The organism is Pseudomonas sp. GW821-FHT07F01 (assembly GCF_059418825.1).
Genome location: NZ_JBWKQO010000003.1, coordinates 24,008 through 37,762 on the forward strand (window position 1 = coordinate 24,008; position 13,755 = coordinate 37,762).

11 protein-coding genes are annotated in these 13,755 nt (G+C 63.4%); 2 read left to right on the forward strand and 9 right to left on the reverse strand.

Annotated features, from left to right (window positions below):
* Positions 1–47: 47 nt before the first annotated feature.
* From AC07R1_RS10615 to AC07R1_RS10635, 5 genes are all read right to left on the reverse strand, one after another.
* Positions 48–1,277, reverse strand: coding sequence for a nucleoside recognition domain-containing protein (locus AC07R1_RS10615; protein WP_019095624.1), 1,230 nt, complete (start codon positions 1,275–1,277; stop codon positions 48–50).
* A 176-nt stretch (positions 1,278–1,453) separates the two neighbouring features.
* Complete coding sequence (gene gltP, locus AC07R1_RS10620) at positions 1,454–2,785, reverse strand: glutamate/aspartate:proton symporter GltP (protein ID WP_011058482.1); 1,332 nt, start codon at positions 2,783–2,785, stop codon at positions 1,454–1,456.
* Positions 2,786–3,530: 745 nt separating this feature from the next.
* Positions 3,531–3,998, reverse strand: coding sequence for an inhibitor of vertebrate lysozyme family protein (locus AC07R1_RS10625; RefSeq protein WP_019095623.1), 468 nt, complete (start codon positions 3,996–3,998; stop codon positions 3,531–3,533).
* A gap of 2 nt (positions 3,999–4,000) precedes the next feature.
* Entirely contained in the window at positions 4,001–4,165 is a 165-nt protein-coding gene (locus AC07R1_RS10630; RefSeq protein WP_003170804.1) for a DUF1328 domain-containing protein, read from the reverse strand.
* Positions 4,166–4,246: 81 nt separating this feature from the next.
* A complete protein-coding gene (locus tag AC07R1_RS10635) occupies positions 4,247–4,531 on the reverse strand; it encodes a hypothetical protein (protein ID WP_015633659.1) in 285 nt (94 codons plus the stop codon).
* A gap of 441 nt (positions 4,532–4,972) precedes the next feature.
* Here AC07R1_RS10635 and algB point away from each other — a divergent pair, with 441 nt between their 5' ends.
* Together algB and AC07R1_RS10645 are read left to right on the forward strand one after the other, a co-directional pair.
* Entirely contained in the window at positions 4,973–6,319 is a 1,347-nt protein-coding gene (algB, locus tag AC07R1_RS10640; protein ID WP_011058479.1) for a sigma-54-dependent response regulator transcription factor AlgB, read from the forward strand.
* 10 nt (positions 6,320–6,329) lie between these two features.
* The gene (locus AC07R1_RS10645; protein WP_015633658.1) at positions 6,330–8,114 is read left to right on the forward strand and encodes a KinB sensor domain-containing domain; all 1,785 of its coding nucleotides are present in this window, start codon (positions 6,330–6,332) and stop codon (positions 8,112–8,114) included.
* 4 nt (positions 8,115–8,118) lie between these two features.
* On the opposite strand, the gene AC07R1_RS10650 is transcribed toward AC07R1_RS10645, so the two are convergent.
* The 4 genes from AC07R1_RS10650 to AC07R1_RS10665 all read right to left on the reverse strand — a co-directional run bounded on the left by AC07R1_RS10650 (position 8,119) and on the right by AC07R1_RS10665 (position 13,754).
* The gene (locus tag AC07R1_RS10650; protein ID WP_015633657.1) at positions 8,119–9,738 is read right to left on the reverse strand and encodes an EAL domain-containing protein; all 1,620 of its coding nucleotides are present in this window, start codon (positions 9,736–9,738) and stop codon (positions 8,119–8,121) included.
* A 76-nt stretch (positions 9,739–9,814) separates the two neighbouring features.
* A complete protein-coding gene (locus AC07R1_RS10655) occupies positions 9,815–10,594 on the reverse strand; it encodes an N-acetylmuramoyl-L-alanine amidase (protein WP_011058476.1) in 780 nt (259 codons plus the stop codon).
* Between the two features lie 101 nt (positions 10,595–10,695).
* Positions 10,696–12,879 carry a GGDEF domain-containing protein gene (locus AC07R1_RS10660; protein ID WP_495110515.1) on the reverse strand — a complete coding sequence of 728 codons (2,184 nt, stop codon included), beginning with the start codon at positions 12,877–12,879 and terminating at the stop codon, positions 10,696–10,698.
* A complete protein-coding gene (locus AC07R1_RS10665; RefSeq protein WP_011058474.1) occupies positions 12,876–13,754 on the reverse strand; it encodes an endonuclease/exonuclease/phosphatase family protein in 879 nt (292 codons plus the stop codon). Before AC07R1_RS10665 ends, AC07R1_RS10660 begins: the two co-directional genes overlap by 4 nt.
* Between the last annotated feature and the right edge of the window lies 1 nt (position 13,755).

Sequence of the window (13,755 nt, forward strand, 5' to 3'; positions counted from 1 at the left end):
CCTACAGAGGGATTAGGAGCCAGCTTGCCGGCGAAGGCTCGCTCAACTCATCCAAAGAACCAGTAGCAAACCGCAATCGCCGCCACCACACCGGCGAATTCCGCCAGCAAGGCACAGCCCACGGCGTGCCGCACCCGCTGGATGCCTACCGCGCCGAAGTACACCGCCAGCACATAGAAGGTGGTTTCGGTACTGCCCTGGATGGTGGCCGCCACCAGGGCCGGGAAGCTGTCCACGCCCTGGGTCTGCATGGTCTCGATGAGCATGGCCCGTGCCGCACTGCCCGAGAACGGCTTGACCAGGGCAGTGGGCAAGGCGTCCACAAAACGTGTGTCCCAACCGGCCCACTCCACCAGATGACGAATGCCGTCGAGGCCGAAATCCAGGGCCCCGGACGCCCGCAGCACGCCGATGGCGCAGAGCATCGCGACCAGGTATGGCAAGAGGCTCTTGGCGACGTCGAAACCCTCCTTGGCGCCCTCGACAAAGGCCTCGTAGACCTTGACCTTGCGCAGCGCGCCGACCACCAGGAACAGCATGATCAGCCCAAACAGCGTGAGGTTGCCGAGAATCGACGACAGGGACGCCAGGGCCGTGGCCGACAGGGTGGCGAGCAAGGCCATGAAGGCGCCCAGGGCCAGGGCCCCGGGAACCAGGTAGGCCAGTACCACCGGGTCCCACAGGCGCAGGCGCTGCATCACCGCGACCGACAGCAGGCCCACCAGGGTCGAGGCGCTGGTGGCCAGGAGAATCGGCAGGAACACCAGGGTCGGGTCCGCCGCGCCTTGCTGGGCGCGGTACATGAAGATGGTCACCGGCAGCAGGGTCAGGGACGAGGCGTTGAGCACCAGGAACAGGATCTGCGCATTGCTGGCAGTGGTGGCGCTGGGGTTGAGTTCCTGCAGGGCGCGCATGGCCTTGAGGCCGATGGGCGTGGCTGCGTTGTCCAGGCCCAGGCCGTTGGCGGCGAAGTTCAGGGTGATCAGGCCCAGGGCCGGGTGCCCCGGCGGCACTTCCGGCATCAGGCGCTTGAACAGCGGCCCCAGGACCTTGGCCAGCCACTCGACGATTCCAGCCTTCTCGGCGATGCGCAGAAAACCCAGCCACAGGGTCAGGGTGCCGAACAGCAGGACCATGACCTCCACCGACAGCTTGGCCATGGCGAAGATGCTTTCCACCATGGCAGCGAAGATCCCCGCGTTGCCACCCACCAGCCACTGCGCCAGGGCCGACACGGTTGCCACGATAAAGAAGCCAAGCCACAGGCCATTGAGCATCGGTCATACCCCTCGAAAGATGCGGCGAATGATAGCGGGGCGGGCAGAAACGACAAACCCCGGATTAACCGGGGCCTGTCATCTGTTGGGGCTGGATTGCCGCTGAAGGCGGTCTTCAGGCAGGTGAAGGGCTTGGGGCCTCTTCGCTGGCAAGCCAGCTCCTACACAATAGGCGCTTAGCCTTTGGACGCTTCGCCTGCTGGCAGTTTTTCCTTGCTGCGCCAGTGCGGCAGGGAGTTCCAGTAGCGCTGGCCCTTGGCGTCGTCGTACATGCCTTCCCAACGGGAGATGACCAGTACCGCCAGGGCGTTGCCGATCACGTTCAAGGCGGTACGCGCCATGTCCATCACACGGTCGACACCGGCGATGAAGGCCAGGCCTTCCAGAGGAATGCCGACGCTGCCCAGGGTGGCCAGCAGGACCACGAAGGACACGCCCGGAACCCCGGCGATACCTTTGGAGGTGACCATCAGGGTCAGCACCAGCAGCAGTTGCTGGCTGATGGACAGGTCGATGCCGTACAGCTGGGCGATGAAGATCGCCGCGATGCTCTGGTACAGGGTCGAACCGTCGAGGTTGAACGAGTAGCCGGTCGGCACCACGAAGCTGCAGATGGCTTTCGGCGCGCCGTAGGCTTCCATCTTCTCGATCACCCGCGGCAGCACGGTTTCCGAGCTGGCGGTGGAGTAGGCCAGGACCAGCTCATCCTTGAAGATGCGCATCAGTTTGATCACCGAGAAGCCGAACAGGCGGGCGATCAGGCCGAGGATCACGAAAGCGAAGAAGGCGATGGCCACGTACACCAGGATCACCAGCTTGGCCAGCGGCAGCAGGGAGGCGAAACCGAAGTTGGCGACGGTCACCGCGATCAGTGCAAATACGCCGATAGGGGCGTAGTTCATGATCATGTGGGTGACTTTGAACATGCTTTCCGAAACGCCCTGGAACATCTTCACCAGCGGTTCGCGCAGGTCGGACTGCAGGCTCGACAGGCCCAGGCCGAACAGCACCGAGAAGAAGATGATCGGCAGCATCTCGCCGCGGGCCATGGCCGCGAAGATGTTCGATGGAATCAGGTTGAGGATGGTCTCGATGAACGCGTGTTCATGCTGCACCTCGGCCGCAGTGGCCTGGTACTTGGAGATGTCCACGGTGCCCAGGGTGCTCATGTCGATGCCTGCGCCCGGATGGAACAGGTTGGCCAGCAGCAGGCCGACGACGATGGCGATGGTGGTCACGATTTCGAAGTAGATGATGGTCTTTAGGCCGATACGCCCCAGTTTCTTCGCGTCACCGACACCGGCGATGCCGACGATCAGCGAGGAAATGACGATCGGGATCACGATCATCTTGATCAAGCGGATAAAGATATCGCCCGCAGGCTGCAGGACGTTGCTGATCCACCAGGCCTTTTCAGCACTGAAATGATTGAGCAGCGCGCCAATCGCAATCCCCAGGACCAGACCGATGAGGATCTGCCAGGCGAGGCTTAATTTTGCCTTCTTCATATCATTACCCTTACTTCAGTTGGACTCGGGCTGATGCGCGAACTGGAACGCTCAATGGCGGAAAAGTTTGTGCATCGGCCCCCGTATAAGGTCATCCCGAACGAGCATTTACGGCTCTCTGCGGGCGAAAAAAGGCGCAACTATTCCGATGCTAGGGAGGCGCGTCTAATGCCGTAAACGCCTACCCTATGCCGAATCGGCATGAGTTTTTCCAAACAAAACGAGCGTCCCAACCGGTTCGAATACGACATTTCGGCAGGCAAAAATGCCGTGAAACGGCCATTTCAGGCGGCGTGCAGGCTTGTCGGAGGGGTCAGGAAAAAGGCTAAAAAAGTTTAGGATTGCTCTGATTCGGGCGCCCGGAAACGCTGCGCAATTCGCACAAAGTTTCTCGATATACGGTCGCAGAGAAACACCAGGAAACGTTTGATCGGAGTCAAAGGAAGATTTTTTCCCGCGCGAGCACGGAAATTGTCAGACGGACGGCTCTAGCACAGGACTTTGCCATTCAAGCACGCCGCAAGCTCATCAGGTCGGTGGCCGACCTGGGAGCTTGCGCCGCCGCTCTTTCCTGACCCGGCCCTTGCGGAGGCACTCCCTGTACCCCTAGGTCACTCCGATCACCCGTGGATCAGAACATCCCGGCCCCTTGGTCATGCACTCGCCCTCCTCGGGTGGTGCAACAGCCGAAAGCGCCAGGGCGGCCCTTTCGTCTATCTGTTATGCAATATCGGCAATTTGCACATCAGTACCAGTTCGGGTCCTTGCGCAACTGCTCCTGGAGCAGCGCTTGCATGCCGTCATCGGGCTTGCCGAGGAACCGATAATTGGCGTGGCGGGTCGGTGACTTGTCCGCGGGCAAACCCGCCGGCACGTCCACCAGCATCGCGTAGGCATGCTTCTTGTCGAAACTGAAGGCCACGATCAAACGCTGGTTCTGACAACTCTGGGCGGTTTCGCACAGAGGGCCCACCAGATACTGATCGCCGTCTTCGGTCATGGCATTCATCTGTTGTGGCGCATCACCCGAGAGGTTCATCACCCACTCGGGCAGGCGCTCCTCCTTGTGCACGACCCCCTGCCAGGTTTCACGAAACTGCGGGTCCGACCCCAGCAACTGATTGGCTCGTGCCTGGCCATCATTGGCCGCCGACGCCAGGGCGCTGGCGCCCAGCAGCAGCGCGGCAGTCAATGTCTTCAACGTGAGACTCATGGTCAGCCTCGGCCTCGACGGCCAAAGAAGAACGAAGCGATGAACATCACCAGGAACACCACAAAGAGAATCTTGGCGATACCCGTGGCGGTGCCCGCGATACCACCGAAGCCCAGGACCGCAGCGACAATGGCAATGATCAGGAATGTGATTGCCCAGCTCAGCATGATGATTCTCCTTACTCTTCTATTAGTGGTGCTGCCTATGGAGCCAGCCCGGCGCCGCCGATTGCGGGCCCGGCCTTGGTGCTAGAACACCCAGCGTTCCTGACGTGGCGCGTCCGCGACCGGCTGTGCCTGGTCGACGGCCATCAGTTGCATGGGGGCCTGGTCGTTGAGCTGGCTGCTCACCGAACTGAAATGGGTCTGGGTGAAGTGATGAACCGGCACGCGCGGCGCGGGTGCCTGGCTGTCCTGCCAGCGCTGGAACTGTTGCCCGGCGATCAGGGTGACCAGCAACGCCAGAACGGCGAAGAGGCCTTGCTGGAGATGCAGTGGCGCAATACGCAATTGGGCAAGACGTTGGCGATTCATCCTGAAACTCCTCCCACACTGGTGGTGATGTTGTTATGGAAGCCACGGCCGGCGCTTCTCGATGAGAGGGATATTGCAGGCTGCATGCCAGCTTTTTCTTTGAAATTAAATTCAATAAAATCAGATACTTAAATCAAAATACCAAAAGCATTCCACACGCATACTGCACGATGCCCCCATGCCGGCCGTGCGAAATGCACGATGCCCCGGGAAAACAGTGAGCGTTTTTTGATCACAGGGGGAACTTTGATGAATGGCCAATAGCCTGATACAGACCCACCCAGCAGCTACTCTGGGTAAAACATGCGTAATTTCAGCCTGTTAGCCGTTTCAGCCGGAGATATCTAACCTGCTGGCGCTGGAATGGATCAGAATCAACCTTGCAACTTGCCCGATTTTTCCGGGACTAAATAAAGATCATTCATTAAGGAGCCTCGGGAAATGGAGTCAGCGCCGGAGAATCAAGGCCGCATCCTTCTGGTGGATGACGAATCCGCAATCCTTCGCACCTTCCGCTACTGCCTGGAAGACGAGGGCTACACCGTGGCCACCGCCAACAGCGCGGCGCAGGCCGATGCTCTGCTGCAACGCCAGGTATTCGACCTGTGCTTCCTCGACCTGCGCCTGGGCGAAGACAACGGCCTCGACGTACTGGCACAAATGCGTACCCAGGCACCCTGGATGCGGGTAGTGATCGTCACCGCTCACTCCGCCGTGGACACCGCAGTAGATGCGATCCAGGCCGGCGCCGCAGACTACCTGGTCAAGCCCTGCAGCCCCGACCAGTTGCGCCTGGCCACCGCCAAGCAGCTGGAAGTGCGCCAGCTCTCGGCACGCCTGGAAGCCCTCGAAGGTGAGGTGCGCAAGCCCAAGGACGGCCTGGACTCCCACAGCCCGGCAATGAAAGTGGTGCTGGAAACCGCGCGTCAGGTGGCCAGCACCGACGCCAACATCCTTATCCTCGGCGAGTCCGGCACCGGCAAGGGCGAGCTGGCGCGGGCCATTCACGGCTGGAGCAAACGTGCCAAGAAATCCTGCGTGACCATCAACTGCCCCTCGTTGACTGCCGAACTGATGGAAAGCGAACTCTTCGGCCACAGCCGCGGCGCCTTTACCGGGGCCAGCGAGAGCACCCTGGGCCGGGTCAACCAGGCCGATGGCGGAACCCTGTTCCTCGACGAGATCGGCGACTTCCCGTTGACCCTGCAACCCAAGCTGCTGCGCTTCATCCAGGACAAGGAATACGAGCGCGTCGGCGACCCGGTAACCCGCCGCGCCGATGTGCGCATCCTCGCCGCCACCAACCTCAACCTTGAAGACATGGTGCGCGACGGGCGTTTCCGCGAAGACCTGCTGTACCGGCTGAACGTCATCACCCTGCACCTGCCGCCCCTGCGCGAGCGCAGCGAAGATATCCTGACCCTGGCCGACCGCTTCCTCGCCCGCTTCGTCAAAGAGTATTCGCGCCCGGCCCGGGTCTTCAGTGATGAAGCCCGGGAAGCGCTGCTCAACTACCGCTGGCCGGGCAACATCCGCGAACTGCGCAACGTGGTGGAACGGGCGAGCATCATCTGCCCGCAGGAGCGGGTGGAAATCAGCCACTTGGGCATGGCCGAGCAACCCACCAACAACGCCCCGCGGATCGGCGCCGCCCTGAGCCTGGACGAGCTGGAAAAGGCCCACATCGGTGCGGTCCTGGCCACCAGCGACACCCTGGATCAAGCCGCCAAGACCCTGGGTATCGACGCGTCGACGCTGTACCGCAAACGCAAACAGTACAACCTGTGAGCAACACCCTATGAAGTTAGCGATGAAACTGCGCACCCGGCTGTTTCTGAGCATCTCGGCCCTGATCACCGTGGCCCTCTTGGGCCTGGTGCTCGGGCTGGTCAGCGTGATGCAGATGGCCAGCACCCAGGAATCGCTGATCCGCAACAACTTCATCACCCTGGACCTGGGCCTCAAGCTGCGCCAGACCCTGGGCGACCAGCTGATCATCATGCTCGGCAAGCAGCCGGACCGCGCCGCCCTGGAAACCTCCCGACAGCACTATCTGGAACTGCTCGACGAAGGCATCGCCCATGATCGGCAGACCCAGGTACAAAGTGGCTTCCAGCAGGCCCGTAGCGACTACCTGAGCTTCTACCAGGCCTTCGAGCGCAACAGCACCGCAAGCGGGCTGCATGACAACAACGAGCTGACCGAGCGCTTCAACGCCTTGCGCGGCGGGCTGATCACCGAACACAAGCGCGCCCTGGACAACATCAGCCAGGTGGAGCAGCAGGCCCGCAACCGTGCATGGCTGGTGGCCGGCCTTCTGGGCCTGGTGGCCCTGGCGGTGCTGATCATCGGCTTCGTCACGGCCCATGCCATCGCCCGGCGCTTTGGCGGGCCAATCGAAGCCCTGGCCAAGGCTGCGGACAAGATTGGCGAAGGCAATTTCGACGTCACCCTGCCCATTTCGGCGGCGGCGGAGATGAACCTGCTGACCCGGCGCTTCGGCATCATGGCCGAGGCCCTGCGCCAGCATCAGGCAACCAATGTCGATGAGCTGCTGGCCGGCCAGCAGCGCCTGCAGGCCGTGCTCGACAGTATTGACGACGGCTTGCTGATGATCGACCGCCAGGGCCGCCTGGAACACCTCAACCCCGTGGCCCAGCGCCAGCTGGGCTGGGACCAGGAGCGCCTCGGCCAGGGCCTGGGCAGCGCCCTGCAACGCCCGGAGCTGGATGAGCAGCTACAGCTGGTATTGCGCGGCGGCAACCTGGAACGGGCGCCGGACGACCTGGATATCGAGGTCGACGGCGAGTCGCGCCTGCTGACCTACAGCCTGACCCCCGTCAGCCATACCCAGGGCCATATTCTCGGCGCCGTGATGGTGCTGCACGATGTCACCGAGCAACGGGCGTTCGAACGAGTGCGCAGTGAGTTCGTGCTGCGCGCCTCCCACGAACTGCGTACCCCGGTCACCGGCATGCACATGGCCTTCGGGCTGCTTCAGGAACGCCTGCACTTTCCCGAGGAGTCCCGGGAAACCGACCTGCTCAATACGGTCAACGAGGAAATGCAGCGCCTGATGCAGTTGATCAACGACCTGCTGAATTTTTCCCGCTATCAGAACGGCCTGCAGAAACTCACCCTCGCTCCCTGCCCCCTGGAAGAGCTGCTGGTGCAGGCCCAGGGCCGCTTCAGCGAGCAGGCCCAACAGCAGGGCATCGACCTGCTGCTGGAGATCCAGGCGCCGTTGCCACGGCTGCATGCCGACCGCGCACAACTGGAGCGGGTGCTGGACAACCTGATCGACAACGCCTTGCGCCACACCGCCAGCGAGGGCCAGATCCGCCTGCAGGCGCGGCGCCATGGCGAGCGGGTGATCGTCAGCGTCGAAGACAATGGCGAGGGTATCGCCTATGGCCAGCAAGGGCGGATCTTCGAACCTTTCGTCCAGGTGGGCCGCAAGAAGGGCGGTGCCGGCCTCGGGCTGGCGCTGTGCAAGGAGATCGTTCAGCTGCATGGCGGGCGCATGGGCGTCTACTCAAGGCCCGGGCAGGGCACCCAGTTCTATCTGGCCCTGCCGCTCTAGGGCTTCATGCTTCATCATCCAGGCGCCTGGCCACCAGCCGTCGGCCACGGGTAATCAGCTCAGTGAACTGCAAGGCACTCAGGGCATGGGCGAACAGCCAGCCCTGGCCGAAGCTCACGCCCTCGCTGCTGAGCAGCAGCGCCTGGTCCTCGAACTCGATGCCCTCGGCAATCACCTTGAGTTTCAATGCGTGGGCCATGCGAATGATGTGCGGCGCCACGCCGCTGCTGGCGGCATCGTGCCCCAGGGCATCGATGAACGCCTTGTCGATCTTCAGGCAATCCACCGGCAGGCTCTGCAGGTAGGCCAGGCTGCAATAGCCGGTGCCGAAATCGTCGATCAGCACCTGATGCCCGACATCGCGCAGGGCCTGCAGGTTGTTGCGCGCCACCACCACATCGATCAGCCCACGCTCGGTGACCTCGAAGGCGATCTGCCGGGCCGCTACCCGATGCGTGGCCAGCAGCCGCGCCATGACCATGCCGATCCGCGGGACCATCACGTCGCAGGCCGCCAGGTTGACTGAGATGTACAACTGGGGATTGGCCCGTAGCACATGCCCCAGTTGCTCCAGCAGGCGCTGCAGGACGAAGTCGGTGATCTGGCGGATCTGCCCGGTGTTCTCTGCCAGCGGGATGAACAGGTCGGGGCTGGTCAGGGTACCGTCCGGGCGGCGCCAGCGCAGCAGGGCCTCGGCCCCCACGCAGAGCCGGCTACTGAGATCGAAGATCGGCTGGTACAGCACCTGCAGTTCGCCGCGGCGCAGGGCCCCTTGCAGCTCCGCCCCCAGGGACTGGCGCTGGCGGACCAACTGATACACCAACCCACCGATGAACAGCGCCAGCACCAGGCTGGAGGGCAGCAACCACCACCAACCGTCGAGCACTTCGCCCTGCAGGCTGGCGCGGGGGGTGATCAGCACCAGTTGGTACTCGGGGTTGCGAGTGGGCATGCGATAGATCAGCAGGTCCGGGGTGACTTGCAAGGGCCCGTCGCGCCCCCCCCGCCAAGGCTGTGCGGGGGGCCAGGCACGGGCCGGGCCGAGCACCGGTATCGCCCGGGCACCATGATCCACCACCACCATCAGGCTGCCACCGGCAGGCAGATCGACCACATCGGTCAGGTGCCCGCGGGAAGTGGCCACGCGAAAGTTGCCGCGACCCAGCATCAGGGCAGCAAGGTTCTCATTGGGCTGGGTCGAGGTGTTGAGCCAGTAGCTGTAGGTCGGCCCGCGGATATCCGGCGGCCTGGCCGCCGGCAGGAGGTTCTGCCGTGGCCAGTTGGAACAGGTATGGGTGGCGTCCCTGTAGGCCGCTTCATAAATGAAGCGATAGCTGTAGCTGACCTGCTGCAGAGCTGCGATGAGATCGGCGTTGCACTCGCGCAGCGGCTGCGCCTCCAGCACGTCGAGACCTTCGCGCAGTTGCCCGAACAACTGCTCCAGCCGCTCCAGGAAACGCTGCCCTTGGGCGTTCATCTGCTCGCTTTCCCGTTGCTGGACCTGGTGCATGGCCAGCCCGGCGCTGCCCAGCAGCAAAATCACCGCACTCAGCACAGCCGCCAGCATCGCCAGCGTCCAGGGGCGATGGAACCAGGTACGCAAGGGCTCGCGAGCGGCCGGCATCGTGGGAGATCCGAAGGATTACCAATGAGTTATAGCAACTGATTGGACAATCGGCCCCAACCGTCCGGCGGCGTCATTATTTTGTCTGGTTGAGCACCATCAGGATGGCCGCACTTTCTGCGTCCGGCGTGCCATCGAAACGCCCCGGCCGGTAGTGCATCTGGAACGCGGCCAGGACGTTACGGGTCGCCTTGTCCAGCTCGCCGGTCTGCGGCGTGGCGTAACCCAGCTGGGCCAGTTGCTGCTGGTACCAACCGATGCTCGGCGGGCTCACGGTAAAGAACGCCTGCTGGCGTGCCACTGCCTGAGCATCGGGCCACAGGCCCAGGCCAGCCTCGGCCAGGCGTTTCCAGGGAAACAGCGGGCCCGGATCCAGCTTGCGCATGGGGGCGATATCGCTGTGGCCAATGATGTGGCGCGGCGAGATGTTGTTGCGCTTGCTGATGTCCTTGAGCAGCACGATCAGGTTCTGGATCTGCGCTTCGCTGTAGGGGTACCAGAGCCGCCCGCTGGGGCCATCGCGGAACCCCGGGTTGACGATCTCGATGCCAATGGAACTGGAGTTGAGCCAGGTCCGGCCCTGCCACTGGCTGTCGCCGGCATGCCAGGCACGGTATTGCTCGTCCACCAGCTTGTAGATGGTGGCGGACTTGTCATCGCCGATCAGGTAGTGGCTGCTGACCTGGCCATGGGTCAACAGGGCCAGGGAGCGCTCCAGCGATGCCGAGGTGTAGTGGACGATGATGAACTGGGCGCGCTGATCGTAATTGACCGACGGGTGGCTGGTGTCGATGCGCGGGCCACTGGCGCAGCCGGCGAGGATCAGCAGGGAGAGGGCAAGAGCAAGAAGTTTCATGGCAAAAGGCAGTACGCTGAAGACGATAATGCAACAGTGTAACGTACTGCCCTGGCGATCATGGGCAAAACAGCGCTTTCATTCAGCAAAGTGCTGGCTCCTCAACCAGCTTCCACCCGGTTACGGCCGGCATCCTTGGCCCGGTACAGCGCCTGATCGGCTCTTTTGATCACCAGATCGCTGCGATCACCGGCCTTGAACGCACTCAGCCCGACGGACACGGTGATGGTCACCGGCTCGCCCTTGAAATGGAACGGGCACGCCTCGATTGCCGCGCGCAGGGCTTCCACAATGCGCACGCCCACCGGCCAGGGGGTGTTGGGCAGCAGCAGAACAAACTCCTCGCCACCGAAACGTGCGATGAAATCGCTGCCTCGCAGGCGTTTGCGCAGTACGTTGGCGATGATCTTCAACACCTTGTCACCGGCCAGGTGACCGTAGTTGTCGTTGATCCGCTTGAAATGATCGAGATCGAGCATGGCCAGCAGCAGGCTGTTGCCATGTTGTTGCCATTGGCCGACTTCATGTTCCAGGCGTTCGCTCCAGGCAGCCCGGTTGGGCAGGCCGGTGAGCGGATCGATCAGCGCCTTCTGCCGCTGCTCTTCCAGGTGCTCACGGTAGCCCTGGGCTTCCTGCTCCATGCTCGAAACCCGCTCCGCCAGGCTTTGCAGGCGGGCGGCCACTTCCCGTTCACGCTCGTCGCGCTGCTTCTGGTGGTGGTCCATGGTGCCCAGCAGGCCTTCCAGGTGGCTTTCCAGCACTTGCTTGAGGTCATCCAGGTCGGCGGCCTCCTGCACGCTGCTTTGCAGGCCGTCGACCTGTTCACGGATCTGGCTGTCCATGGCCCGTGCTGCCGAACTGCTGTCGGCATGGCCGTCGCTGGCCGCCTGCAGGTTGCTCTGGAAGGCCTCCAGGCGCTCGTTGAGCTGCTTGAGGTAAGTCTCGAACTCATGCTGGCCGGAGTCGGTGATGGCCAGCATCAACACCGCCAGATCGTCGAGGATCGGCAGCAATTCGTACCAGTTCAGCCCATGCTGCAGACGATCGCGCATGGCCTCGGCCTGTGGCCGGTGGCGCTCCGGCAGGCTCAGGTCGTCGAGCAGCCCCAGCAAGGTGTGCTCGATGTGCTTGGCCACCGAACTGTAGGAGGGCTCGGGCGAATCCGGCAGAGCGTAGAGCACATCGTGCTCCGACTGCTCCGGATCGATGGCGGCCAGGGCCTCGGCCATGACTGCCGGCAGGGGCAGGCTGTCCAGCAGCACTGCCGGGGAAACCGTCGGCAGGGGCACCAACTCGTCGGGATTGAGCGCGGCTTCGGCGACAGGCGCTGGCGGCGAATCGGAAGCGGCGACCACCCCGGGATCGACGGGCGCTTGTGGCTCCGCGACAGGCGAAATGGTTGCTTGAGGTTCGACCTCGATAGCGGGTACAGGCTCGGCGGGCGCCTCCTGCACCAGTACCGGAGGCACGAACGCCACCACCGGGGCCGGAGCGGGCACTGCAGCAACCTCCGGCTCGTCGCTGGCAACCGGCTGGGCAACCGGCTCAGGTTCGAGCTGCACTTCGGGCTGTGCCGGGGCGGGCGCGGCAGGCGCCGAAACCGCCTCAGGCGAGGCCTGGGTCGGCGTCTGATAGTGCTCGCGCGCGCCATCCTCCGGTGCCGGGGCTTCCTCGGCTTGCGGATGAGCCTCCGCCGCGGCGGCCGGGAGCGGCGGATTCGTCGCAACGGCTTCCTCCGCCGGGGCCGGCGTCTCGCTCGCCTCGCGGCTGCCGAACAGGCGCTGCAACAGGCTTGGGCGGTCGGGTTCGGCCGGGGTTTCCAGCCGGCTCAGGGCCTTGCCCTGCAGGCTGCTCAGTTCGCCGAGCAGCAAGGGAATTTCCCGCGCCTGGCCAACCCGGCCATCCAGTTGCTTGGCAAAGGCTTTCAGCGGACGGCTGACCTCCCGGGGCAGGGGCAGGGACTGCAACTGGCTGACCAGCGCCGTCAGCGCGCTGCTCATCTGCTCGACCCGGGTTTCCCGCCGCTGCTCGGAGTCCAGCACGGCTTTTTCCAGGCGCGGCAGCAGGGCAGCAAGCCCGGCGTCCATGTCGTCGGTGCGTACCACCTCGCGCATTTCCTTCATGCACTGGTCGACCGCGCGATCGGTGCCCTCCGCCGCCAGGGTGCTGCGTACCAGGCCACGACGCAGCAAGTCGAGACGGGCCGCCCATCGGCGTTCGAGCTTTTCCTGCTGTTCGATACTTTTGAGGTATTTCTCTTTCCAGCGATTGGCGTCGTCGCTCATTCATCGGTTCCGCGAGGGGCAGGACTCAACGCGGGCAATGCATCAGCCGTGAGCGAACCCGGCAGACGAATCTCTACCGCGACCGGCAGGTGATCGGATATGGGTTGGGCCAGGACCTCCACGCGCTCCAGGGTCAGGCTGGGGCTGAGCAGAATATGGTCCAGGCAACGTTGCGGACGCCAGCTGGGGAAGGTCGCCTGCAGTTGCGGCGCCAAGAGGCTGAGGTCCCTTAGAGGGGAATGCTCCAGCAGGTCGCTGGCGTGGGTGTTCATGTCCCCCATCAGCACCTGATGCTTGTAGCCGCCGATCAACTCGCGGATGTACGCCAGTTGCCGGGTTCGGGTGCGGGCACCGAGCGCCAGATGCATCATCACCACCACCAGTGCCTCGGGACCCTCGCCAAAACGCACGAGGATCGCGCCGCGCCCCTTGGGGCCAGGCAGCGGGTGGTCTTCGATGGCCCAGGGGCGCAGGCGGCTGAGCACGCCATTGCTGTGCTGAGCCAGGCGTCCCAGGTTGCGATTGAGCTGTTGGTACCAGTAGGGGAAGGCGCCCAGTTGGGCCAGGTGTTCCACCTGATTGACGTAGCCGGAGCGCAGGCTGCCGCCATCGGCCTCCTGCAGGGCCACCAGGTCGAAATCGCCAAGCAGGTTGCCGATTTTCTGCAGATTGTCGGCACGCCCATGATGGGGCAGCAGGTGCTGCCAACCACGAGTCAGGTAATGGCGATAACGTTCGGTGCTGATACCGACCTGGATATTGAAACTGAGCAAGCGCAGACGACTGTCTGCCGGCAGGCCGGACGACGCCAAATGGTGCTCGTTGACCTGCGGATCATGCAGGCCAACGATGCGTTCCGAGCTCCAGCGCGGCATG